Source organism: Dorea sp. ICN-14282, from assembly GCF_037890115.1.
Lineage (GTDB): Bacteria > Bacillota > Clostridia > Lachnospirales > Lachnospiraceae > Dorea_B > Dorea_B phocaeensis.
Genome location: NZ_JBBKBH010000002.1, coordinates 213,500 through 237,236 on the forward strand (window position 1 = coordinate 213,500; position 23,737 = coordinate 237,236).

26 protein-coding genes and 1 tRNA gene are annotated in these 23,737 nt (G+C 43.8%); 5 read left to right on the forward strand and 22 right to left on the reverse strand.

The features are described 5' to 3' along the window. Positions 1–4 precede the first annotated feature (4 nt). The 7 genes from rplV to rpsJ form a co-directional block, all read right to left on the reverse strand. A complete protein-coding gene (rplV, locus tag WKT00_RS06395; RefSeq protein ID WP_004607294.1) occupies positions 5–391 on the reverse strand; it encodes a 50S ribosomal protein L22 in 387 nt (128 codons plus the stop codon). 26 nt (positions 392–417) lie between these two features. Further along, on the reverse strand, positions 418–699 hold the full coding sequence (gene rpsS, locus WKT00_RS06400) for a 30S ribosomal protein S19 (protein WP_101694956.1): 282 nt from the start codon (positions 697–699) through the stop codon (positions 418–420). An 18-nt stretch (positions 700–717) separates the two neighbouring features. Next, on the reverse strand, positions 718–1,560 hold the full coding sequence (gene rplB, locus WKT00_RS06405; protein ID WP_101694957.1) for a 50S ribosomal protein L2: 843 nt from the start codon (positions 1,558–1,560) through the stop codon (positions 718–720). A 60-nt stretch (positions 1,561–1,620) separates the two neighbouring features. Further along, positions 1,621–1,926 (reverse strand): 50S ribosomal protein L23, encoded by a 306-nt coding sequence (rplW, locus tag WKT00_RS06410; protein WP_101694958.1) that lies wholly within the window; start codon positions 1,924–1,926, stop codon positions 1,621–1,623. Next, positions 1,926–2,546 (reverse strand): 50S ribosomal protein L4, encoded by a 621-nt coding sequence (rplD, locus tag WKT00_RS06415; protein ID WP_340262071.1) that lies wholly within the window; start codon positions 2,544–2,546, stop codon positions 1,926–1,928. Before rplD ends, rplW begins: the two co-directional genes overlap by 1 nt. 29 nt (positions 2,547–2,575) lie before the next feature. Further along, positions 2,576–3,256, reverse strand: a complete 681-nt coding sequence (gene rplC, locus WKT00_RS06420; protein ID WP_101694960.1) for a 50S ribosomal protein L3 — start codon at positions 3,254–3,256, stop codon at positions 2,576–2,578. Positions 3,257–3,329: 73 nt separating this feature from the next. Continuing rightward, positions 3,330–3,647, reverse strand: coding sequence for a 30S ribosomal protein S10 (rpsJ, locus tag WKT00_RS06425; protein ID WP_101694961.1), 318 nt, complete (start codon positions 3,645–3,647; stop codon positions 3,330–3,332). A gap of 421 nt (positions 3,648–4,068) precedes the next feature. On the opposite strand from rpsJ, the gene WKT00_RS06430 reads away from it, so the two are divergent. The 3 genes from WKT00_RS06430 (at position 4,069) to WKT00_RS06440 (ending at position 7,021) form a co-directional block, all read left to right on the forward strand. Continuing rightward, positions 4,069–4,935 carry a LysR family transcriptional regulator gene (locus tag WKT00_RS06430; RefSeq protein WP_340262076.1) on the forward strand — a complete coding sequence of 289 codons (867 nt, stop codon included), beginning with the start codon at positions 4,069–4,071 and terminating at the stop codon, positions 4,933–4,935. Positions 4,936–5,049: 114 nt separating this feature from the next. Then, on the forward strand, positions 5,050–5,922 hold the full coding sequence (locus tag WKT00_RS06435) for a sulfite exporter TauE/SafE family protein (protein WP_101694962.1): 873 nt from the start codon (positions 5,050–5,052) through the stop codon (positions 5,920–5,922). Positions 5,923–6,151: 229 nt separating this feature from the next. Next, complete coding sequence (locus tag WKT00_RS06440) at positions 6,152–7,021, forward strand: sulfite exporter TauE/SafE family protein (protein ID WP_101694963.1); 870 nt, start codon at positions 6,152–6,154, stop codon at positions 7,019–7,021. A gap of 94 nt (positions 7,022–7,115) precedes the next feature. Here WKT00_RS06440 and WKT00_RS06445 read toward each other — a convergent pair whose 3' ends face one another. The 8 genes from WKT00_RS06445 to WKT00_RS06480 form a co-directional block, all read right to left on the reverse strand. After that, on the reverse strand, positions 7,116–7,736 hold the full coding sequence (locus tag WKT00_RS06445; protein WP_101694964.1) for a YcxB family protein: 621 nt from the start codon (positions 7,734–7,736) through the stop codon (positions 7,116–7,118). Between the two features lie 509 nt (positions 7,737–8,245). After that, a complete protein-coding gene (locus WKT00_RS06450; RefSeq protein WP_101694965.1) occupies positions 8,246–8,728 on the reverse strand; it encodes a glycine/sarcosine/betaine reductase component B subunit in 483 nt (160 codons plus the stop codon). A 12-nt stretch (positions 8,729–8,740) separates the two neighbouring features. Then, positions 8,741–9,508, reverse strand: a complete 768-nt coding sequence (prdD, locus tag WKT00_RS06455; protein ID WP_101694966.1) for a proline reductase cluster protein PrdD — start codon at positions 9,506–9,508, stop codon at positions 8,741–8,743. Positions 9,509–9,657: 149 nt separating this feature from the next. After that, positions 9,658–10,383, reverse strand: coding sequence for a D-proline reductase (dithiol) protein PrdB (prdB, locus tag WKT00_RS06460; RefSeq protein ID WP_101694967.1), 726 nt, complete (start codon positions 10,381–10,383; stop codon positions 9,658–9,660). A gap of 2 nt (positions 10,384–10,385) precedes the next feature. After that, positions 10,386–10,685, reverse strand: a complete 300-nt coding sequence (locus tag WKT00_RS06465; protein WP_101694968.1) for a CBO2463/CBO2479 domain-containing protein — start codon at positions 10,683–10,685, stop codon at positions 10,386–10,388. A gap of 17 nt (positions 10,686–10,702) precedes the next feature. After that, positions 10,703–12,565, reverse strand: coding sequence for a D-proline reductase (dithiol) proprotein PrdA (gene prdA / locus WKT00_RS06470; protein WP_101694969.1), 1,863 nt, complete (start codon positions 12,563–12,565; stop codon positions 10,703–10,705). 159 nt (positions 12,566–12,724) lie between these two features. Beyond that, positions 12,725–14,125, reverse strand: a complete 1,401-nt coding sequence (locus WKT00_RS06475; protein WP_101694970.1) for a proline reductase-associated electron transfer protein PrdC — start codon at positions 14,123–14,125, stop codon at positions 12,725–12,727. A gap of 165 nt (positions 14,126–14,290) precedes the next feature. Beyond that, positions 14,291–14,388: transfer RNA gene (locus tag WKT00_RS06480), tRNA-Sec, on the reverse strand. Between the two features lie 296 nt (positions 14,389–14,684). On the opposite strand from WKT00_RS06480, the gene WKT00_RS06485 reads away from it, so the two are divergent. Together WKT00_RS06485 and WKT00_RS06490 are read left to right on the forward strand one after the other, a co-directional pair. Continuing rightward, a complete protein-coding gene (locus WKT00_RS06485; protein WP_101694971.1) occupies positions 14,685–15,719 on the forward strand; it encodes a proline racemase family protein in 1,035 nt (344 codons plus the stop codon). 135 nt (positions 15,720–15,854) lie between these two features. After that, entirely contained in the window at positions 15,855–16,442 is a 588-nt protein-coding gene (locus WKT00_RS06490) for a TetR/AcrR family transcriptional regulator (protein ID WP_340262091.1), read from the forward strand. 93 nt (positions 16,443–16,535) lie between these two features. Here the strand turns inward: WKT00_RS06490 and WKT00_RS06495 are convergent, their stop codons facing one another. The 7 genes from WKT00_RS06495 to selA all read right to left on the reverse strand — a co-directional run bounded on the left by WKT00_RS06495 (position 16,536) and on the right by selA (position 23,737). Next, on the reverse strand, positions 16,536–16,772 hold the full coding sequence (locus WKT00_RS06495; protein WP_101694973.1) for a DUF3343 domain-containing protein: 237 nt from the start codon (positions 16,770–16,772) through the stop codon (positions 16,536–16,538). A gap of 2 nt (positions 16,773–16,774) precedes the next feature. Continuing rightward, entirely contained in the window at positions 16,775–16,978 is a 204-nt protein-coding gene (locus WKT00_RS06500; RefSeq protein WP_101694974.1) for a sulfurtransferase TusA family protein, read from the reverse strand. A gap of 57 nt (positions 16,979–17,035) precedes the next feature. Beyond that, positions 17,036–18,133: a YedE family putative selenium transporter gene (yedE, locus tag WKT00_RS06505; RefSeq protein ID WP_101694975.1), complete on the reverse strand. Its 1,098-nt coding sequence runs from the start codon at positions 18,131–18,133 to the stop codon at positions 17,036–17,038. An 18-nt stretch (positions 18,134–18,151) separates the two neighbouring features. Then, complete coding sequence (locus WKT00_RS06510; protein WP_340262097.1) at positions 18,152–19,288, reverse strand: aminotransferase class V-fold PLP-dependent enzyme; 1,137 nt, start codon at positions 19,286–19,288, stop codon at positions 18,152–18,154. A gap of 164 nt (positions 19,289–19,452) precedes the next feature. Next, a complete protein-coding gene (locus WKT00_RS06515; RefSeq protein ID WP_101694977.1) occupies positions 19,453–20,382 on the reverse strand; it encodes a selenium metabolism-associated LysR family transcriptional regulator in 930 nt (309 codons plus the stop codon). Further along, complete coding sequence (gene selB / locus WKT00_RS06520) at positions 20,379–22,295, reverse strand: selenocysteine-specific translation elongation factor (protein ID WP_340262102.1); 1,917 nt, start codon at positions 22,293–22,295, stop codon at positions 20,379–20,381. The genes WKT00_RS06515 and selB overlap by 4 nt, the downstream gene beginning before the upstream one ends. Before the next feature lie 14 nt (positions 22,296–22,309). Continuing rightward, positions 22,310–23,737: an L-seryl-tRNA(Sec) selenium transferase gene (gene selA / locus WKT00_RS06525; protein WP_340262105.1), complete on the reverse strand. Its 1,428-nt coding sequence runs from the start codon at positions 23,735–23,737 to the stop codon at positions 22,310–22,312.

The following is a 23,737-nucleotide window of genomic DNA, read 5'->3' on the forward strand; positions in this document are numbered from 1 at the left end:
CTCCTTATCTTTCATCAAGCACAAGTGTAATGTGGCTCATTCTCTTCTCGATTCTGTAAGCTCTTCCCTGTGCTCTAGGTCTGATTCTCTTCATTGTTGGTCCTTTGTTTGCATAAGCCTCTGCAATATAAAGATTCTCAGCGTTCATGCCGTTGTTATTCTCAGCATTTGCGATTGCAGACTCTAATAATTTCTTTATTAAACTGGAAGCATATCTTGGATTATAAGTTAAAATACCAAGTGCTGTTGTTACATCCTTACCTCTAATGGCATCTAATACGAAACATGCTTTCTGAACAGAAACTCTTGCGTAAGACAACTTAGCAGAAGGTCTTGTATCTTTGTTAGCATTTCTCTCTCTTTTGATTTGGGATCTATGTCCTTTAGCCATGGATGAACCCTCCTTTCACAATGTAATTATCTAACTCTTGATTTCTTTTCGTCTTTTCCATGTCCTCTGTATGTTCTGGTTGCAACAAACTCTCCGAGCTTGTGTCCTACCATATCCTCTGTTACATATACAGGTACATGTTTTCTTCCGTCGTGTACGGCGATTGTATGTCCAACCATGCTTGGGAAGATTGTAGAACGGCGGGACCATGTCTTAATTACAGACTTGTCACCGGACTCGTTCATCGCATCAATCTTCTTAAGCAGGCTTTCGTCTGCGAATGGTCCTTTTTTAATTGAACGTGCCATAGGTTCTAACCTCCTTAATTATTTGATTGCTTTACCATCTCTTCTTCTTACAATCATCTTGTTAGAAGATTTGTTTTTCTTTCTTGTCTTAAGACCAAGTGCTGGTTTACCCCAAGGTGTACATGGACCCGGACGTCCGATTCCAGTCTTACCTTCACCACCACCGTGCGGATGGTCATTCGGGTTCATAACAGAACCACGAACTGTCGGTCTGATACCCATGTGACGCTTACGTCCTGCTTTACCGATGTTGATCAGGTTGTGGTCACCATTTCCTACAACTCCGATAGATGCACGGCATACGATCGGAACCATTCTCATCTCTCCTGATGGAAGACGAAGTGTTGCGTATTTTCCTTCTTTTGCCATTAACTGAGCGCTGTTTCCAGCGGAACGAACAAGCTGTCCGCCTCTTCCAGGATAAAGCTCAATGTTGTGGATCTGAGTACCTACTGGAATCTCAGAAAGTGGAAGGCAGTTACCAACTCTTACTTCAGCTTCTGCTCCGTTCATAACCTTCATTCCATCCTTCAATCCTTCTGGAGCAAGGATGTATGCTTTTTCACCATCTTCATAGCAGATAAGAGCGATATTAGCTGTTCTGTTTGGATCGTACTCGATCCCGATTACAGTAGCTGCAATTCCGTCTTTTCTTCTCTTGAAGTCGATAATTCTATATTTCTTCTTAGCTCCGCCTCCGCGGTGTCTAACAGTAATTTTTCCCTGGTTGTTACGTCCTGCCTGTCTGCTCTTTGGAGCTAACAAAGACTTCTCTGGTGTGGTCTTTGTGATTTCTGAGAAATCAGAACCAGTCATCTGTCTTCTGGAAGGCGTATATGGGCGATATGTTTTAATTCCCATGATCGTTCTCCTTTCAAATGTTTATTATCACGGTTTCTATCCGTATGATCTGCGCTTATCTTATAATCCTTCGAAGATCTCGATGTCAGCGCTGTCAGCTGTTAACTGCACGATAGCTTTCTTTGTTTTAGCTGTCTTTCCGAACTGCATTGTTCCACGCACTCTTCTCTTCTTGCCTTCGCAGTTCATTGTGTTAACGCTTTTTACTTTTGTGCCATTGAACATTTTCTCAACAGCTTCTTTTACCTGAGACTTGGTTGCTTCTGGATGTACAAGGAATGTATATTTCTTGTCTCCCATCAGTCCCATACTCTTCTCTGTTACAACTGGTTTAAGGATTACATCATAATACTGAATGTTTGCCATTATGCGTACACCTCCTCGATATTTGCAACAGCAGCTTTCGTTGCGATCACTGTGTTGTATTTTAAGATGTCGTACACATTGATTGTATTAGTCTTTGCTGTCTTAACATCAGCAATGTTTCTTGCGGAAAGCTCTACGTTTGCATTTCCAGCTTCTAATACTACTAATGCTTTCTTTACATCTAAGTTCTTAAGGATATTTGCAAAGTTCTTTGTCTTGATCTCATCAAACTTGATCTCGTCAACTACGATGAATTTCTTCTCTTCTACCTTTGCTGTGAGAGCAGATTTCAGAGCAGCTCTCTTCTCTTTCTTGTTCATTTTGAAAGAGTAATCTCTCGGAACCGGAGCGAATACAACTCCGCCGCCTGTCCACTGTGGAGCTCTTGTGGATCCCTGTCTTGCGTGACCTGTTCCTTTCTGTCTCCATGGTTTTCTTCCGCCTCCGGAAACTTCAGAACGTGTTTTTGCTTTCTGTGTTCCCTGACGATTATTTGCAAGCTGGTTTACAACTGCCATGTGTACCAGATGTTCATTTACTTCAACACCGAACACTGCATCATTTAAGTCGATTGTACCAACTTCGTTACCTTCGATATTGTAAACAGATACGTTTGCCATCTCTAGTGTCCTCCTTCCTTCGCCAAATCCTAGTTAGCTTTTACTGCTTCTTTAATAGTTACTAAAGATTTCTTAGGTCCCGGTACTGAGCCTTTAACCAGTAACAGGTTGTTTTCTGCATCTACGCGTACAACTTCCAGATTCTGGATTGTGATCTTCTTACTTCCCATGTGTCCCGGCATTTTCTTTCCTTTAAATACCTTGCTCGGATCAGAAGCAGCTCCGTTGGAACCTGCGTGACGGTGGAACTTAGAACCATGAGTCATAGGTCCTCTATGCTGGTTGTGTCTCTTGATTGCTCCCTGGAATCCCTTTCCTTTAGAGATTGCAGTTGCATCAATCTTATCGCCAACTTCGAAGATGTCAGCTTTGATTTCCTGAGCCAGCTCAAACTCGCCTGCATTTTCAAATTTAAACTCTCTTACAAATCTCTTACCAGATACACCAGCTTTTGCAAAGTGTCCCTGCTCAGCTTTTGTTACACCATGACGATGAGCGATTTCTTTTCTTCCGCCCTTGTCTTTGTTGATGATTTTGTCTTTCTTGTCGATAAAACCAACCTGTACTGCTTCGTAACCATCGTTCTCAACAGTTTTGATCTGTGTTACAACACATGGTCCAGCCTGAAGTACCGTTACAGGTGTCAGACTTCCGTCTTCATTGAAGATCTGAGTCATTCCGACTTTGGTAGCTAAGATAGCTTTCTTCATTATAATTACCTCCTGTGATTTACAGCGGAACGCACTTTGGCGTTCATCCTAAATGTTAGGAATTACTGTGTTCTTATTTGTTTTTCATTTTGATGTCGATATATACACCAGCCGGCATCTCTAATCTAGATAATGCATCAACCGTTTTCTGTGTTGGTGTGATGATATCGATCAGTCTCTTATGAGTTCTCTGTTCAAACTGCTCTCTGGAATCTTTGTATTTGTGAACAGCTCTGATAATTGTTACAACTTCCTTCTTTGTCGGAAGCGGAACCGGTCCACTCACCTTAGATCCATTCTTTTTAACAGTTTCGATGATTTTTTTGGCAGATGCATCAACCAGCTGGTGATCATAAGCCTTCAAAGTGATTCTCATTACTTGACTTGCCATAAAAAAAGTCGCCTCCTTTTCGTACTTTTAACTTCAGTACGACAAGCGGTGACTGTACACTCTCCCGTGTGTGTCGTGAGAACCTCACACGTTGTTACCACATTTCAGCGGCCGTTATAGTTTCGTACAGTGACTTGTCGCCAGTTTCCTAACTTGACATTCGCTCCACGGAAAACCTGCTATTATAAGCAGCAACCTCACGTTTCACAGCTATCATGTCACAGCTTTTTCAGTATAAATGATAAAATCCGTTTTTGCAAGCATTTTCTTTTAAATATTGTTTTTTTTTTCGTACAATCAGAAACTTCGCTTATTTTCCACATTTCACCTTGTAGCCCACCTATTTTTTCTCTATTATAAGTGCCAAGAGTAATGAGCTATTGACATTATACACACTACAGACACAGGGGGCAACCACATTATGGATATCAAGAAATGGAAAGTCATGCTCGCCGTAGATCATCACGGCAGCTTCACACGCGCAGGTCTGGAACTTGGATATACACAGTCCGGCATCACCCAAATGATGAAGACACTGGAAAAGGACGTTGGCTTTTCCTTATTTAAAAAGGTTGGTCACGGCACCTTCCTGACCGACGAGGCAAAAGCACTCCTCCCAGCCATCCGTTCCCTTCTCCACGCCGAGGAAGTCATCCGTCAGGAGATCGCCTCACTAAAAGGCGCTCAAACCGGCACTATTATAATAGGTACATACTTAAGCTGTTCTATCCACTGGATCCCTAAAATCATCCAGGAATTCCAGCAAAAACACCCAGACATTAACTTTAAAATTATACAAGGATCAGAAGGCGAACTTGCCGAATGGATCCAGGAACGAAAGGTAGATATCGGTTTCCTCAGCTATCAGTCAGAACAGCGTTATCAGTTTCTCCCGGTAATGAACGATGAGCTTTTCGCCGTTCTTCCCAAAGGCCATCCTCTTGCAGCGCAGGACGCAATTCCCATCGAGGATTTCAACGATCAGCCCTTTATCATCACTGAGTATACACCCGGAAGCGATATTCACAGAATCTTAAAAGAACATCAGGTCACTCCGGATATCCGCTATGTGACCGTTAATGAATTTTCATCTCTTTCTATGGTAGAGCACAATCTGGGCCTTGCAATCCTCCCAGGGCTTCTACTTCGCGGACAGATCGGGAACTACACCACCCTCCCCCTCCTCCCGCGCGCTTATCGGAAACTGGGACTTGCCTTCTCCTCTCAGGAAGAACTGTCACCAGCTTCCAAAGGCTTTTTGGAATATGCAAAAGTTTTTCTTCTCTAAGTCATAACCTTTTGTAATGCCAGCATTAGATTTTTTAATCTTTTGCTTGACATTTATTTCACAATCAATTATACTGAAACAAAATTTTCCACAAATGAAAGAGAGGTATTTTTTATGAGCGCTTCAACAATTTTACTTATTTTCATGTGGATCTTCGCAATTGCATTCATTATAATACTGTTTAAAGACGTGAAGGCACACAAGCAAGAACTTGATAAAGCCAAATTAGGATTCAACTCCATCATCAGTTTGATTGCAAACTTTTTCGACACGCTGGGAATCGGAAGCTACGCAATCGCAACTTCTGCATGGAAGTTTAACAAATCTATCTCCGATGATCTGATTCCGGGCACTTTGAACGTTGCCTTCGCAATCCCGATCTGCGTAGAAGCAACCATTACCATGACTCGCATCAGTGTAGATCCTCTGACACTGGTTCTGATGATCGGATCTGCCATCCTTGGATCTATTCTCGGTGCAAAGATTATCTCCCGAATGGATATTATGAAAATCCGTGTCATCATGGGTATCGCACTTCTGATCGTAGCAGCTGTTACTCTGTGTAAGATCAATTCCATCGGACCATTCGGAATGGTAGGAACCGCCAGAGGTTTAAGTGGAGCTATGCTGGTTATTGGAGTCATCGGCAACTTCATCCTGGGAATCTTAATGACCGCCGGAATCGGTCTGTACGCACCATGTATGGCACTCATTCTTCTGCTTGGCATGAGCACAGACGTAGCCTTCCCAATTATGATGGGATCCTGCGCATTCCTGTGTCCTGCATGCGGAATCACATTTATTAAGGAAGGAAAATATCAGCGCGGAGCTACTATCCCTATGCTGATTGCCGGCTCTATTGGTGTTCTGATCGCAGGATTCATTGTAACCTCCCTGCCGCTCACCTTACTGACCTATCTGGTTTGTATCGTAATGGTAATCTGTGCCGCTTTATTCTTCCACGACGCAAAAAAACAAAAAAAATAATGACTACATGTCAGGTTTTTACATATTTGTAAAAAAAGCACGGGCTATCCGTGCTTTTTCTGTATAATTTGATTGACTTTTGGCATAGGAATTGCTAAAATTATATAAAGAACAGATCGTGGGATTTTTAACGAAGTATAAAAATATCGGGGTATTTATATTTCATTACATAAAAGAAAGGCGAATCTGTTCCATTTTTTACTTTTCAACCAATCTGGAGGGATGAATTATGAATGCTACATTAATTTTACGTATCGTCATTATCCTGTACACACTCGTATTTGCAGTTTACTGGATCAAAGACATGATTGCACACAAAGACGAATTCACTGGCGAGAAAGTAATCCCACTGTTCATCATCGGTGTAATCACAAACTTCCTTGATACTCTTGGAATCGGAAGTTTCGCAACTACACAGGCTGGTTTCAAATTTACAAAGTCCAGTCCTGATGAGACAATGCCAGGTACTCTGAACATCGGAGATGCTATCCCAGTCGTAACAGAGTTCGTATTATTCCTGACTCTGATCGAGATGGATACTATTACCCTGGTTGCTCTGCTTGCAGCAGCTACTATCGGTTCTTACATCGGAGCTGGTATCGTATCCAAGCTTCCTGTAAAACAGATCCGTATCGCTTTAGGTTCTGCTCTTTTGATCCTCGCAGTTGTTATGGGATGTAAACTGTTGGAAATCGGTCCATTCGGCGCTTCCGGAACAGCTACCGGATTAACAGGTGCTAAACTTGTAATCGGTGTTGTTGTTAACTTCTTCTTAGGAGCTCTTATGACCGTTGGTGTTGGTCTGTACGCACCATGTATGGCTATGATCGGTGCTCTTGGAATGAACATTCAGGCTGCTTTCCCAGTTATGATGGGATCTTGTGCATTCCTGATGCCAGCTTGCGGAATCAAATTCGTTAAAGAAGGAAAATACGACAGAAAAGCATCTCTACTGCTCACCATCGGAGGTATCATTGGTGTATTGATCGCTTACTTCATTGTTAAGTCTTTACCAATCACAATCCTGACATGGGTAGTTATCGTAGTTATGGTTTACACAGCTATCGTATTCTTCAAGGATGCAACAAAAGCTGCTTAATTGAATATGGACATAAAAAAGGATTTCCCACTCGGGAAATCCTTTTTTTCATATTTAGCACAGCTTATACACGCTACAGTCTTTCAAAAAAGCTCTATCTTCCTTTGTTTTTCCGCCGTCTTTCAACCTCTTCATCGTGGAGTCTGTTTGCTTCTTTTCTCGCTGCATTCATGCGCTTAATTCTCTCTTTTAACGGCAGCTGTGTGTTCACCCATATCTTCTTCGTCTTATCCTCTAAAAAGCGCCTAAACCCATCCACAGCACCTTCTACGAAGTCTGCATGGGGCAGAAGATAGAGCTCTTCATTGTTTCTACAGATATAGAAGTTTTTCTTATCTTCATACAACATACTGATCTCGCCATATTTCACATGGACATTTTCTCCCCAGGCCGGATTCTCAATCCGAAGTTCCGCCTGCCCAAAAAGATATGTAATCTCATTCTGATCTATATAATCCTGATCCTGACTGGACAACTTCACAAATGCAATCTTATACGAAAATAACATAATGCCTAACATGATGCCTCCCGCCACAAAGCAGGCAATCATTCCCGCCGTCTTTGCACGCAGCAGATAGCCCAGCACCAAAAATCCAATCCCCAATACAGTGAGGTGCATTTTCGTGAGCGGATGACGCACCTTATTGTCAAAGCGGATAAAATCCTCCAGCACCTCTTTCGTATGCTTACTCTTTAGCTTATATACTGTTGTCATAGTTCCTCTCTCCTTGTATTTTCTATGGTTTATGATAATATATCCTTCTGTTTTTTGCAAACCATTTCTACATTTCTTTTTCTCACCTTTTGCTTTATTCCATTAATTCATTAATTTGTTAAAACTCATAAATAGACCGCTTTTCTAATCACTTTTTCTGTAACTTTATACAAATTTTATCTTTTTATTTTCGACACATTGACACCACTTTTCAAAAGTGCTATATTAACTTTAACCTAGTTAAGGTTGTTATTGCAGTTACACAGTTGCCGGTTGTTTCCCCCAAGAACATCCTTGCAGCAGTGGACTCCAATTTATATATACTTCCTCTATTTCAGAGGAGCATTCCCCAGCTTTGTGTATATAGCAAAACTGCAATGCAACGAGGAAAAACCTCTCAATGACATACCAAAAAGAAAGGGCACGACAGTTCGGACGTCGTGCCTTTTCTTTCGCTTCTGATCCATTGACAAAATGCATAAGTATTCATATTGTTATCTATATATGCATTATGCCTGATCATGCTGCTCTTTCTGACGCATCTTCAACTTCAACAGCGCCTTCGCCTTCAGACAGTCTACCTTCACCATATTGTTCTCACCCACAACATTAGTCTCTGTACCATCTGCACTCTTATTGATATCTACGATGCCATCCAGATAGTCGTTTACAACAACAAACTGTGCCACTGTACCACTGAAATTAAGTCCTGTAACCGGAATACCGCGAATACCAAGCTGTTCACATGTATTGGTATAATCCACGTCGCTGTTTCCCCATCCATCGGATGTCAGGATAACCCCATCCGCGCGCATACATTCAGCAAGAGCTGCTGCTCTCGTTCCCACAAGCAGCTTATCTTTATTGTCATCCGGTGTTCCCACGATGATAATTCCCATCAGATCCAGGTCTGTATCTTCCGCTACTACTTCAAGAAGCGGATCTCTGAAATGATGCAATGATGTTTCTTTTGTTGATGGTCCAATACCCATAATCTACACCTCCTACTGCATAGAACGGATAATTCCGTCTCTATATTCATTTGGAGTAATCATTACCGGCATATTGCCCATCTCTATGATGGAACGTCCGCCTTCTACTCCCGACGGCTCGTTCGGGAATAAATGCGTATCGTACATCGCTCCCTGTCCTGCCACCTGTCTGATAATCACTACTTTTTTCTTTCCCGGTCTTACCTGGTCATGATACTCATGGCGCTCTGTACACTTATCTCCTCTGAATTTTTTCAGTTTCTCACGGTAGCTCTGAATAAACTCATCACAGATTCTGTGTGCCGTAAATGGTCCGTGTCTTTCCTGTCCCATACCCGCTGCAAAGGTTACATCAAAAGAAATAATATAGTCATCATCTCCCGGTGTACCCGCACGATTCAGATACAGCTGTTCTTTCAGATTTCCCTCAGAAGAACCGAATTCGTGGCACTGCTTACCATTTACATCCACGCCCGTCAGCATGACATAAACGCCTGTAACCGTATGTGTAATTCCTTCTCCGATCTTTCCAAGCACCTTTGTAGAAATCGGAATAATATCCATAATCGTGTTGGTCCAGCGGTCATGATCTCCCGGTTTAATGATCTGAATATCGATTTTTTCAATACAGTCATCTTCTGCGACCAGCTTATCGATCATTTCTTTACTGACCGTCATATGGCCATCCGTCGTGATGTCATTGTGTTCGCCCCACTCTACCTCTGTCATATGGAACGCTTTAATCACCAGACGGCGCAGGTCCTTTACCTGATCTGCCATTTTTCCACCTCCATTTTATAACGAACGCTATTTCATCTTTCGAGACAGTGCTCTCTCTTTCCTAAAACACCATCCTCATAAATTTCGTTCTCTTACTTTTCAAAAAAGGGCAGATGTATAATACATCTGCCCCTCCAAGCATCTTAAAATTAGATCTTAGCTACATACTCAAATGGCAGTGGTACGATCTTTCCAGGTGTCTGGATTTCAACTAACTGCTCAAGAGCTGCTTTAACGATCTGTGTCTGCTGTTCAACATTGTGCGGTCCACCAGCATTAGCACCCATAGGTACCAATGGAGCAACTGCACGAGGAGTACCAGTCTGACGTACAACTGGTGGAAGAGCTGCAATAATAATTGTAGGAATTCCAGCTTCTTCAATCGCTCTCTGCACCAATACTGCAGAGCGGTGGCAGGTACCTCATCCAGCGGTGAGGATTACTGCGTCAACATTCTCTTCTTTGAACATCTGTGCGATAGCCGGACCAGTTTCATTTTTAAATTTCTCCTGGTTTCCACCACCACCCATGAATCCTGCATGTACTGGAGCACAAGCTTTAATAAAGCCTTCTTTTGCCAGCTCATGGATTCTGTCAATTGGGAACATACAGTTGATGTCTTTGTTAACATCACTGTTATCATATCCACCATGGGATACCATCAATTCATCTGATGGCATTGTATCTGTTACTTTTCTCCACGTAAAGTCACCAGCAAGATTGAATCTTTCCTGATCTTTGTGATGAACACCTGCTGCTGTTGCAAGAGCGATAGTCATATCTTTCAACTCTTTTGTTACAGGAGTCCATACAGACGGCGGAGTAATAGGAACGAAGATTTCAGATTGTAAACCTTTAACAACCGTTAAACTCATTTTTAGACCTCCTTATTATCATCCAAACGCTTACCCATTTCTTCTTGTTTGCGTCTTTCTTTTTCTATGTTGCTGACGTAGTGCTCATTTATCTCAGGTCCTAACTGCTCCGGGAAGCTCATATTCCATCCAAATTCCTGACCCACTTTCGGTTCAGTATCACAGATAAACATCCGCTTCGGTGCTTTAAAGAACCCCAGGCGTCCTTTCAAATCAACGCTGATACTGCAGTCATCGATATCTACCACAACACCTTCCATATAAATGACCTTGTCGCCATAATTCAAACGTTCATTATTCATTTAAGAACACCTTCGATTTAGCTGTATTTTAATCTACGCTTCTCGCTCATTGGAAGTTCCTGCTCGTTTCCAACCAGGTCAATCTTCTTTCCGTACGCGTCCTCAATTAACTCTACGTTTGTAGATTTAACGTTTGGATTCCACTTCTTCTCAGCAGCCTTAACATCTTCTCCAGCCATAGCTGTCTTAAGCATAGCAAGTGCACGAATAGCATCTTCCTGGCAAAGTGTGTTGTTACCAAGAATCTCATTCTCGATACCAGCCTCAGACTTGTTGTTATCAACCATGTACTGCATGTACTTGTTACCAACAACGAGAGCTCCCTGTACTGCACAATAAGACATACCTACTACCGGGATTCCTCTCATACCGATCTGCTCGATATGGCTTGCAAAGTCGATGTGGTTGTTACCAAATCCTTCTGTTGTTACAAATGCTCCATCAGCATCCATCATCTCTACAGTATGTCCTACACGACGAGATACGTAGAATTTCTCAGCGTTGATCTGAGGAGATCCAACGAATACAACACCACAAAGGTCAACTTCCGGATCATGCAATGCTTCCAGAACGAGTGGCTCTCTCCAGTAATGTCTGGACATCTCTTTAGATGCAGGTCCGATACATGTTAATGCATGGATACATCCATCAAGTACTTCCAATGGAGATACGCAAACCGGAACGTTTCCTAAGTCTACGTTAGCTCTTGCCCCAAGAACACCAACTGGCTCTACAGGAAGGATGAAGTTATCATGCATAGCTCCCTGTCCCATGATTTCCTTAACGATAACAACTTTCTTCTTACCTGGACGACGAACCTGTTTCAGCTCTTCTGTATCAGCTACAAGACTCTCGTCAAGTTTCTTCATAACTTCACGGATTTCCTGTGTAATAACATCAAATGCTTTGTGAGCAGCCATAGGTCCACGACGCTCCATGTTTGTCTTCTCCTGGATAACGATGTTACCTTTGATGAAGATTTCCCCCTTATCTGGACAGCTTGGACGACCCCACATAATATTCTCGTCTAAGTATCCTTCAGAAGAACCGAACTCACCGATCTGAACTCCACCTTCATCAACACCTGTCAGCATCATTACAACGCCGTCAAGTACTCTTGTTACACCGCTTCCGAGTTCAGAATCGCCTTCTTTTGTAGCGATTGGCTGAACGTCCATAACTGTCTCAGAGTATGTGTGATATAAATCTGGTGTGATAATCTCTAAGTGGAAATCTTTTACCAGGTCATCATCAGCGATAACTTCTGCTTCAATACCTTCACGAATGTAAAGAGTTGTTCCTTCAATCTTTGTCTCTGGTCCTCTCTTAACTTCTGTGATGTTGAAGTGTTTTCTTGTAAGAGATCTTACAACCTTTTCTTCTTCAACTTCTGCTGCTGGTGCTGCTGCGCCTGCTACTACTGCTTCTGCTCCTGCTGGAACTTCTGCAACTGCTGCGCCGCCTGCTCCAAGCGCTCCAACCGGGATCTCAAGATTGATATCTTTTCCTTCTCCGATGTGGATTCTTAATGTTCCACCTGCTGCGTGTGGCGGCAATGGTGCTACCGGTGCTGCAACTGGTGCTGCTTCTTCCTCTGCTACCTCTTCCTCTTCTGCCGGAGCGCTTACTGCTTTCACTCCATCCAGTACATCTACAGTCAATGGTGCAAGAGAATCACAAGTTTTTGTAAGTTTTGCTCCCAAAACTTCTTCGATGGTCAGACAACCATCAAGGTTCAATAATCCTGAATCTACCAGATCATCAAAGATTGCTGGATCTTCCAGATTTGCCGGCTCAATTGTGATGCCAGCTTCGGCTCTACAACATAATACCGCAGGATCATGAGCATGTGCTTTAGCTGTTTCAGCTGTGATTGACATATTGTTTTCCCTCCTTGTTTGGTTTGCATAGAAAATGTATATTTACAACCGTTTCCGGCGCACTCGGAGCTCACCTCTCAGCCACTCCTGCCACAAAAGAATCGGGGGTCCTTCGCAGCCGCCTTCTACAGCAGTAATACCTTTGCATTTCCGGATATCTTAGAAATCGATATCCTGGCTTACCTGTTTAGAAACCTTCAGGCTTCTGTACAATGCATGTCCCACACTTCTCATTGCATGGTCTGTCTGATGGAATACTTTCAATCCCATCTTTGGTCCAGACGCCATAACAGTGTTGGAACAGTCAGAGCAGTTACCAATAACGATGTATTCACATCCATCTTTCTTGAACTGCATGTTATTCTTAACCTGTCCTGGACAGTTACCAGGTCTTAAGCACTTAAGAGGTGCTCCTGGTTTATTTTCAATTGCCTGTTTACATCTTGCAACAGACACAACTTTGGCATTCATCTTCTCTGCCAGTTCGCGCATACGCTCTTCACTTCCTCCGCATGCACAGACAAGCAGCCCCATATTCGCTCCGTGAAGATCCGGGAATTCAACAGTTACAAGAATTCCTCCCGTAGTCTTTGTAATCGGCGCATCCATCTCTGTAGATTTTCCAGTAAAGGCTCCTCCCATGATGATCTCGCCATATTTGCCGTCGATTCCTCCGGCTCTCTCAATCAATTCGCCAACACTTACTCCAACCGGAACATCCATGAATACGTGAGCTTCATTTCCGCCAACCAGTTTTCCACGAACTGTTAAGTTCTTAGAAATGCATGGTTTCTTCTCATCAATAGCTTCTGCAATCTTGCAGATTGTCTCTAGGTTCAATACCACAGATCTTGCTGCTGAAGGAAGCTGAACGGTTGTCAGGTTGACCCCAAGACACTCTCTTACTACCGCACGCTCTTCACCCATTGGGTAAATATCCGGCATCAAGTGCATTATAATGTCCAGCTCATTTGCCAGCGCTGCCTGTAATGTCTTGATCGCTTTATGGTTTTTCTTCTTAATAGCAATGATACACTTATCAGCCTTTGTGATCTCCATACTGTACTTGATACCTGCGATCACTTTATCGCACTGTTCTTCGATCTGTCTGATATTGTGCTCAAGTCCCGGCTCACACTCAGCTGCGTTCACAAGGATATATCCGTGCTCAATCTTAAAGTCTGCCGGAAGTTCCGGGTTGATCTCCGGATCCATCTCTCCCATCTCAGTTGCTGACAGATCAATTCCAAGCTTCACGCCTGTCGGGAAACCAGCTCCTCCCATTCCAACGATTCCTGCTGCTTTTACCATGTCAAGCTTGGTTGCATCTGCCGGAACATCGATCGGAACGAATTCATCTGGCTGTTCATCCGCTGCTTCGATAATGATGCTGTCATCTGTAATCTCTGTCACCTTTCCGTACACACTTGAAAAAATGTTAGCTCCAAGTCCTGTTGGTGTAGCAATGAGAGTACCTTTTTTCACATCTGCCCCAACCTCTACACATGGAGCACACGGAGCACCTACGTGCTGACGTAATAACAACTGTACTTTTCCCATGACATACTTCTCCTTTTCTTTCATTTATAATATAAGTAAAAAACGAAACTTGCCATCCCGTTTACTTATTCTGCGTTTATTTCCCGCTGTTTATTTATTAATTTTATCTATAAATGATGCAACCTCTTATTTCGCCATTTTTTTAACAAAATTTTCTTATTTTTTTGGCGGAGGCATGTGGGAATCGAACCCACCCAGGACGCTCTTAACGCCCAACACTAGTTTTGAAGACTAGGAGGCACACCAGTTACCCATCTACCCCCATACATCATTTTATGCTAGTTAACCATATCACAATTTTTCGCGGATTTCAACACTTTTTATTTATTTTTATAATATCAAAAAAGCATTGACTTTTCAAGGTGTTTCGTCCATAATGAACTTAACGAACTGAACGGAATACTAGAATACGGTCTAATTGTTAATTTTATATCGTGATTCGCGGTTTCTTTACATTTCCTATAAAAGAAGCACTATGAAAACGAGGGGTGTTTTCTATGTGTTCTTATAAAAAGTTATAGATTTTGTCTATAGCTGAACAAATAAGGAGGTATTTATTATGGAGTTAAAAGCTAATGTTAACTTCGACCGGTTTGAAGCAGCTCTTCAGGTTGTAGACGCTCATACCGTTGGAGAATTCTGCCGTATCGTAATCGGTGGATTCCCGGAGCCAGAAGGCAACACAATGATCGAGAAGAAAAAATGGATGGAAGAGAATTACGACAAAGTTCGTACAGCTCTGATGTTCGAGCCAAGAGGACACCACGATATGTTTGGTGCTTTCCTGTGCGAACCAGTCAGCAAAGAAGCTGACTTCGGTGTAATGTTCATGGATACAGGCGGATACCTGAACATGTGCGGACACTGTACGATCGGTGCTGTTACTGTTATCCTTGAATCTGGATTAAAGGAAATGCACGAAGGCGAGAACGAAGTTGTTTTGGATGCTCCTGCAGGATTAATCCGCACAACAGCTTTCGTAAAAGACGGAAAGGTTGAGCACGTTACTTTAACAAACGTACCAGCATTCGTTTACAAAGAGAACCAGAAAGTTACCATCGACGGAAAAGAGATCGAATTCACAATCTCCTTTGGTGGAAGCTTCTTCGCACTGGTTGACACAACAAAACTGGATATCGGAGAGATTAACCAGAAAACCGTTCCTGCTTATACCGAACTTGGTATGAAGATGCTGGACGTAATCAACAAAGAGATCCCTGTTAAGCATCCATTACTTGACATCGATACCGTTGACCTTGTTGAATTCTACGGACCAACACCGAACCCAGACAAAGCTAACATGAGAAACGTAGTTATCTTCGGAGATGCTATGGCTGACCGTTCACCATGTGGAACAGGTACAAGTGCTAAACTTGCTACTCTGTATCACTGGGGAGAGATCAATGTTGGAGAAGAATTCATTTACGAAAGCTTCTTAGGCAGCCTCTTCAAAGGTGTAATCAAAGAAACTACAAAAGTTGCTGATTACGATGCAGTTATCCCAATGATCACAGGAAGCTGCTACTTAACAGGTGTTGCTACATACCTGATTGACCCAACTGATCCATTGAAATATGGTTTCCAGGTAGGTTAATATTTCCGAAAGGTTATATTGGAGGCGGATTTACAATAATCCGCCTCTTTTTCATTTCAGCATTGCCATTTGGCAACACATCATATATGATAGTCATATGCGAATTTATAAGATTAAAGAAAGGATTTACTAAAAATGCCACGTAAAAGACAGTCTACCAAAGCACGTATCGTCAAGTCAGCTTGGAATCTATTCTACAAAAACGGCTACGAACAGACTACCGTGGAAGAGATCATTGCCGCATCCAAGACATCGAAAGGTACTTTTTACCACTATTTTAAAGGGAAAGAAGCGCTTCTTAATTCTTTATCCTATCTTTTTGATGAAAAGTACGAAGAACTGGTTCCGCTCATCGATGACAACATGAGCTGCCGAGACAAGCTGTTATACCTAAACCATGAATTGTTTGATATGATTGAGCATAGCATCGACATCAAACTGCTTGCCTCCCTGTATTCTTCCCAGTTAGTAACCAAAGACAAGAAATCCCTGTCCGATAAAAAGCGATTCTATTTTCAATGGATCACTGAGATCATTGAAGCCGGACTGGAAAGTGGGGAATTTAAAAACAGTAGCAGCGCTGGCGAACTAATGAACGTCTATGCCATGTATGAGCGTGCACTTCTTTATGATTGGGCGCTTTTCAAAGGGAAATATTCTCTGACCGAATACAGCAACCGGCTTCTGCCCCATGTATTGGATATGTTTGAAAAAGGAGTATGACGATATGAATACCTCCGATCCCAAAAAGGACGTGCAAATCTTGCCGAGAACATTTCTCTTCGCAAAATCTGCACGTCCTTCTTCTTTTACACTTTACACCATACATTCGTGCATGGCTTCTTCTTCGATGCCCGTCTCTTTCATCATAGCAGCAATCTGCTCTCTGTCTTCAAGATCCGCACACCATGCCAGCCCGCATCCGGCTGAAATCATTCTCGGAACCGGAATGATGCGCCCCGGCACCTGCTGTTCCTTACAAGCTTTCTCCATCGCCATGGCATCCGCCGTCGTATGGAACGTCACCACTAACTTCAGTTCTTTCTTTCTCATGTTTACTCAATCACCACTTCGAAGTATCCATCCTTCTCCTCAGAATGCGTCTTCTTGCCATGATCCTTGGCATATTTCTCAACATTCATCTTCTGATGAGGCTCAGTAACCAGTACCTTCACAGCTCCCTGTGCCCCTTTAAGCGCCTCTGCTGTCAGCATAATCGGCTCTGGACAGGATAAACCTCTTGCATCTACTTCCTTCATATATTTCCCTTCTTTCTTAGAATACTATGTAATCACTAATAGTTCAATCCTATTTTTCTATTTCGTCTCTTTTCTCTTGTTTGTGAATGCAATGATAAAGCAAACAACAATACAGATCACGCAGGCAACCTTTCCATTTAACGGTACTGCACCAGCAACAAGTTCTTTTGTCTCTGGGTTTAATGCCGTTCCGCTGGCAGCCAGTCCTAAGTTATGGCACAATGCCGCACCTACGAACATACCTGCTACTGTAACTGCCGCATCAGAAGAACCCTGACCTGCAAGGATCAGCTGACGAAGCGGGCATCCTCCTGCCAGAACTGCTGCAAATCCTACTACATACATTCCAAGGATATTCCACAAATGATCAGAGTGTGCGATAATTCCCGGTGTATTAAATCCAAGAACAAAGCGTCCTGTCGCTATATTGAAGATCAGCATTACAACGAATAATCCTGCAATCACAGAGAACAGATCAAAGTTCTTCATCAAGATCACGTCACGGATACTTCCTGCAAAACACATTCTGGACTTCTGTGCAAATGCACCAAAGATAAGGCCTCCAACAAGAGCTATAATTACAGGCGCATGCATACTTCCCGGACCAGTCTGACTCTCTTTCAGAAGAGAGGTTGCAAGTGACAGAATCAGAATTCCTACAACAATTGCCGGCAATACATATCCACTTTCTTTGTTCGTTACATAAGCTCTTCCCAAACTAAAGCCTTTCTTAAGCGCCAACACACCGGTCGCAACACCAAGGACAAATCCAATCAATGCTACCCATGCATTTAAATCTCCTGCGGACATACGAATTACCATACGAAGCGGGCATCCTAAAAATACCAGTGCCCCAATCATAATTACCATTCCCAGGATAAAACGGATCATCGGGGAAGAACCTGCCGTAGAACGATACTCTTTCGTTGCTACAGAGATAATAAATGCCCCCAATACCAAACCGATAATCTCCGGTCTTGCATACTGTACCACCTCTGCCTGATGCATTCCAAATGCTCCTGCAGTATCACGAATAAAACATGCGATACAAAATGCCATGTTTGCCGGATTGCCAAAATATGCCAGACATGCCGCTACAAGTCCGCATACCACACCGGCCAATGCGAGTTTCTTCTTTGAATCTGATAAATTCATTCTCATTCCTCCTAGTCTTTAGTCTTCCGCCAGTTCCCGGATGGCCCGGATAGCGGTCTCTATCTCCTCATCCGTATTGTAATGAGAAAAACTAAATCTTACAGCCCCCTGTTCCACCGTTCCGAGCGCCTCATGCATAAGCGGTGCACAATGACCTCCCGGTCTGGTTGAAATTCCATATTCTGTAAGAAGCTCATCACTTACTTCTGAAGAATCATAATCACCGATATTTAGCGTCACCACCGCACAGCGGTTCATGCTGCTAAAATCGCCATATACCTTCACGCCCGGAATCTCTTTCACTCCCAGATAAAAGCGCTTCATCAATTCCTGCTCGCTGGCACGGATGGTATCAATTCCTGTTCGCTCCAAATAGGAAAGTGCCGCGTGAAGTCCTGCAATCCCATGCCCGTTCAAGGTTCCTGCCTCCAATGCTGTCGGCATCTCCACCGGGTGGGTCTTGCTATAAGTCTGAATTCCGCTTCCTCCGCTCTTTAACGGGCGAATCTGAAGCCCTTCTTTTACATACATACCTCCGGTTCCCTGCGGACCCAAAAGTCCCTTGTGACCGGTAAAGCACAAAACATCAATCTGCATATCCTGCACGTCAATCGGAAATACACCTGCCGTCTGAGATGCATCCAGCACAAACAGCGCACCATGGCGGTGTGCCAGTTCTCCAATCGGCTTCGGATCAATATAATTACCAGTCAGATTGGAGCCATTCGTACAGATAATCATCTTCGTCTCCGGCCGGATTTCCTTCTCAATATCTTCGATCTTTAACGTACCCATCTCGTTACTTTTTACGATCGTTAAAAGGACACCTTTTTTCTCCATTTCATACAGCGGTCGAAGTACAGAATTATGTTCCAGCATCGTAGTAATCACATGATCTCCCGGCTTCACCAGACCTTTCACCGCAATATTTAAGCTTTCTGTGGAATTCGCGGTAAACACTACCTGCTTCGGACTCGTCCCATGAAACAGCCTGCACAACTTTTCTCTGGTATCATAAATGATCCGAGATGCGCTAAGAGACGCCTCATTAGCACCTCTTCCGGCGTTCCCCATAGAACTCATAGCCGCCACCACTGCATCAATTACTTCCTGTGGCTTATGCATCGTCGTCGCTGCATTATCCAAATATATCATTTGCTTCCCCATCCTTTCAGCAACAGGCGCCTTCCCTGCCTATCTTCTAGTATATGCTCTCTTTCTATGTTCGTCTAATTGAAATGCCGGATAAAACCCTCCGCTTATAGAAGGCATCTATACCCGGCATCTCCCCCTTTTATATTCCCACATTATTTTCTCGTTTATAAGTTGCTCTGAGCCTGTTTCCCAACCTGATAAACTTCTTTTACAACCTTGATAAAGCGTTCTGCCGACCGGGACAGCTGATAATTCTTGTTATAAACCAGATTGATATCTCGTCCCTCATCCGCTCCCGGAATCGGAAAGACTTTGATAAAGCCTGCTGCCGCCTCATCTTTTGTGGCCAAACGTGACAGAACTGAAATTCCCATCCCCTGGCGGACAGACTTCTTAATGGTCTCCTGGTTCTCAATACTTGCCAGTACATCCAGACTGTCCGAATTCACCCCGGCACGCCGAAGCTGCTTTTCCGCTTCCTTTCTTGTTCCAGACCCTTCTTCTCTCATAATGAAATGTTCTTCAGCAAGCCAAGAGAGATCCTCTCCCCCTTCCGCTTCGATCTGCTGATACTTCTCCGTATTCGGAGTCACTATCACAAGCTCATCTTTATAGAACGGAATATACTTGCAGTGCTTCTTCTCCAACACTGTTCCTGTAAACCCTACATCCACCATATGATCAACAATCCGCATCACCACCTGAGAGCTGTCCGTCTCCAGAATCTTCAGCTGTTCCTCCGGATAGCGCTCTGAAAAACGCGTCAGCACCTTCGGAAGCAGATACTGAGCCGGAATGGTAGACGCTGCAATGGTAATACAGTGTCTGCCTCCATCCTCTTTCGTCTCAAACCGCTCTTCAATTTGCTTTTCCAAGTCAATCATCTGTCTGGCATATTTATATAGATCTTTTCCATCTTCCGAAAGCCCCACCTCTTTGGTATTCCGCACAAAAAGGCGGCTGTTAAGTTCCTTTTCCAGTGAAGAGATGTGGGCACTGATGGTGGGCTGAGTCAGGAACAGCTCTTTTGCCGCCTTAGAAAAGCTTCCACCTTCCGCAACCTGTACAAACGCTTCTAACTGTTTCAAATTCATGAATATATTACCCTTTCGCTCTCTGCTCCCGTCTTCTTCGTCACCTTGATGCTGTCCATATATTCCAGAATCGGCTTCGCACTCTTCCTACTGGTTCCGAACATGTCTCTTACCTGTGCAATGGTGATGACAGGATCTTCCTTTAACTTTGCTTCTATCTTTTCCCTTGCTTCCTGCATATATTCTGCCAATGTATACATATCATCCGTCACCTTTACTACCTGGCATTCCTGAATCAGAATATTCAAGATATCGTCCATGATCCCCTGCTCTGTTCCTTTGCCTTCAATCTCTGAATAACGGACAAAATCATATCTGGCATCCGCAAATTTCCCAAGCAAAAGCCCGGAAACTTTCTCATAAACCGCATCCTTTCGCACCTCATAAAGCGGAGTGCATAAGAATTCATCCACCCGCTTTACCGTACCAGCTTCCACCAGCCGATCTACAATCCGATCAAACACATTCGGTTTCATCTTCTGGAAATAAGTCATCTGGATCTCTGCCTTCTTCATGCCATATCGGTAAGGATATTTGGCTTCGTATGCCATAAGCGCTTCCGTCAGCGTCTCTTTCGCCGCCCGCTCTGAATCCGCATGCCAGATATAGGTATCTTTACGCATCGGAAATACCTGGACGATTCCCTTTTCTTCCAATTCTTCTATATCTTCGCTGATCTCCTGTGCCGACAGAGCCGTCAGCTTGGCAAGTTCTGCTGTCGTAATCAAGGTATCTGCGTATTGTTTTGCATGCATTTCAATAATATCCGCGGAAGAACCGGATTCTTTCTGCCGCAGTTCTTCGATTACATCCTGCTGGAAACGTTTCTTAATCCGCGGATTTGGCTCTAGAATCATGCCCCCTCCTATTGTCTCCATCGGCGAATAGAAGCGAACCACAAACTTATCCCCGCGGCGTACCGCAATTTCTTCCTCCAGCCGAAGCTGTACGAAACCACTCTCGCCAGGACCGATCTCCTCCTTATCAAGAAGCACCGCCCGACACAAAATCTCACTGGTTCCCGTAAAAAGATGAAGTCTTGTATGATTCGTCAGGATCCTCATGGAAGATTCCAGTACATTCAGTTTCACATCCAAAAGATCTGTGTTCTTCATACTATTCGGCGGAGCCAGCACACAACCGCGGCTGATCTCTTTCTTTTTAATGTTGGAAAGATTGATGGCCACACGCTGTCCTGCATAGCATTTCTGCTGATCCTGCCCATGCACCTGAATACTGCGAATCTTGCACTCCCTTCCAATCGGATACAGCTCCAGCGTATCCTCTTTTGCAATGGTTCCGGAAACCAATGTTCCCGTAATAATTGTTCCAAAGCCCGACAGGGAAAATACCCGGTCTACCGGAAGCCTCGGGATGGTGTGAACGTCTTTTGCCGCCACCTCATCACTGGTCATCTTCCCAATCACATCAATCAGGTGATCGAGCCCCTCTCCCGTTGCCGCTGACACCTTTACCACCGGTGCCTGTTCCAGGAAGGTTCCCTCCAATTCTTCTCTGACTTCTTCTTCTACCAATTCCAGCCATTCCTCATCTACAAGGTCACATTTATTCAGCACAATGATGCTCTTTTCAATTCCCAGAAGTCCCAGAATGTCCATATGCTCTTTGGTCTGCGGCATAATACCTTCATCTGCCGCAATCACCAAAAGCACCAGATCCATCCCCACAACTCCGGCAACCATATTATTAATAAATTTCTCATGTCCCGGCACGTCAATAATTCCTGCCCGGTCTCCGCCTGGAAGATCAAAGTAGGTAAATCCCAAATCAATGGTAATCCCCCGTCTCTGCTCTTCTTCCCAGCGGTCTGTATTTCTTCCAGTCAGGGCTTTGATCAGTGTTGTCTTCCCATGATCAATATGACCTGCCGTACCAATAATAATATTCTTCATCTTTTCGCCCGCTCCTACCGTCTCGCTGCCTTACTTGTTTCTTCCATCACATCCAACTCTTTGAGTTGTTCCACAATCAACTTCACCGACTCTTTTTCTATGGTTCGTACATCCAACACCACCATGTCGTTAAAGACTCTTGGGATCACCGGAACCGGGAGCGCGCGCATCCGGTCTTCTAGCTCTGCCACACTGATCTTCTCAGGGCGAATTGCCACTGCCATGCTCGGAATCCGCTCAAGCGGAAGAGAACCTCCGCCAATCTGCGACTCACAGGAGACCACCTCAATCGTAGCCGGAAGTTTGGCGCGTTTGAGCATCGTACAGAGTCTTCTTGCTTCTTTCGTCACCTCTTCCAAGGATCTGGTAATCATTCGCAGTACCGGAACATTCTGAATTGCTTTTTCCTCAGATAAATATTCCTGCAGCACCAGCTCCAAAGCCGTCGCTGTAAATTTGTCAATCCGAAGTGCACGGGTCAGCTGATTCTTCTTCATCTTATCGATGTATTTCTTCTTACCGATAATAATTCCTGCCTGTGGACCTCCCAGAAGCTTGTCACCGCTAAAGCAGACTACATCCGCTCCTTTTTCGATGGAATTCTGTACCGTCGGCTCGTAAGTAAGTCCATATTTACTTAAGTCGATCAACACACCGCTTCCTAAGTCTTCGATTACCGGAAGATCATGCTTCTTTGCCAGTGGAATCAGCTCGTCAATTCCCACTGTATCCGTAAATCCCACAATCCGGTAATTACTGGTATGCACCTTAAGAAGCGCCTTTGTCTCCTCTGTAATGGCATTCTCATAATCATCATAATGGGTTTTGTTCGTTGTTCCAACCTCTACCAACGCTGCACCACTTTGTTCCATCACATCCGGAATTCGGAATTTTCCTCCGATCTCCACTAGTTCACCACGGGATACTACCACTTCTCCCCCTTTCGCAAGCGAGCTTAAGATCAGCATAACTGCCGCCGCATTGTTATTCACTGCCATGGCCGCTTCCGCTCCCGTAATCTTACACAGAAGCTTTTCAAAATGAGAGTACCGCTCTCCACGCCGTCCCTCTTCCAAATTGTATTCCAAATTGGAGTAGCCCGTTGCCACTTCAGCAATCCGCTGCATATGTTCTCTGCTGATCGGCGCACGGCCTAAATTGGTGTGGAGGATCGTTCCCGTTCCATTGATCACTTTTCGCATATTCGGCGTATGCATCGCAGACACTCTCTGCTCAATCCGCTCTCGCAACTGTTCGATTTGCTGCAGACCTTCCTCTTCTTCCTCACACTGCCCAATAAATGCTCTTAACCGATCCATCTCCAAATGAACGGCCTCCATCACTGTCTCTCTGCTATATTTTGTAATCAGCAGCTGAAGCTTCTCTTCTTCCAGAAGCACATCTACCTTCGGGATTTTTCTGTATAACATATTTTTATTCAT